The sequence below is a fragment of the Kitasatospora sp. MY 5-36 genome, from assembly GCF_001182915.1.
GTDB lineage: Bacteria > Actinomycetota > Actinomycetes > Streptomycetales > Streptomycetaceae > Kitasatospora.
The window spans coordinates 1-862 of sequence record NZ_LFVW01001334.1; the positions used below are offsets into that span (position 1 = coordinate 1).

1 protein-coding gene is annotated in these 862 nt (G+C 78.2%); it reads left to right on the plus strand.

The features are described 5' to 3' along the window. Positions 1-192: 192 nt before the first annotated feature. Positions 193-862, plus strand: a 670-nt coding sequence (locus AE652_RS42295) for an RNA polymerase sigma factor (RefSeq protein ID WP_082346314.1), incomplete at its 3' end; no start/stop codon positions are given.

An 862-nucleotide genomic window follows, 5' to 3' on the forward strand; every position in this document is an offset into this window, starting at 1 on the left:
CGGGTGGCGGGCCGGGTGCGTCGGCGGACCCGGCGTCCGGGGCGTCGGCGGCCCGGACTGCTTCGCCTACCGACAACGTAGGCCGGGCGGGCCCCTTCGGGCCGTGGGCGAACGGCAGCAGTCCTCGGGACCTTGGCCCCGGCCGGACCGGTCCTTCGGCCGGAGCCGAAGTGTTCGCCCGAATGGCGCATCATGTGGCGGGTGCAGAGTGCAGAGCGCCCCGGAGCGGGCACCGACGGCCCCGTCGGCCGGTCCGGACCAGTACCACCCGCCGGCCTGCCACCGGGCCCGGCGGCCGCCGCTCCCCCTGATCTGACGGAGGCGGTGCGGGCCGCGCAGGGCGGGGACGAGGAGGCGTTCCGGCTGCTGTTCCGGACCGTCCAGCCGGGCCTGTTGCGCTACCTGCGGGTGCTGGTCGGCGGTCGGCCGGAGGGTGCCCAGGACGCCGAGGACATCGCCTCCGAGGCCTGGCTGCAGATCGCCCGCGACCTGCGCGGCTTCTCCGGCGACGGGGACGGCTTCCGCGGCTGGGCCGCCACCATCGCCCGCCACCGCGCCCTCGACCACCTGCGCGCCCGGCGCCGCCGTCCGGTCGCCGACCTGCCCTTCGAGCAGCTGGTCGAGCTGGCGGCGGGGGACGACACGGCGCGGGCGGCGCTGGCCACGGTCGGCACCGCCGACGCGCTGGCCCTGATCTCCCGGCTGCCGCGCGACCAGGCCGAGGCCGTGCTGCTGCGGGTGGTCATGGAGCTGGACGCGGAGAGCGCCGCCCGGGTGCTCGGCAAGCGGGCCGGCAGCGTCCGGATGGCCGCCCACCGGGGGCTGCGGCGGCTGGCCAAGCTGGTCGAGCCGCTCGCGTCCG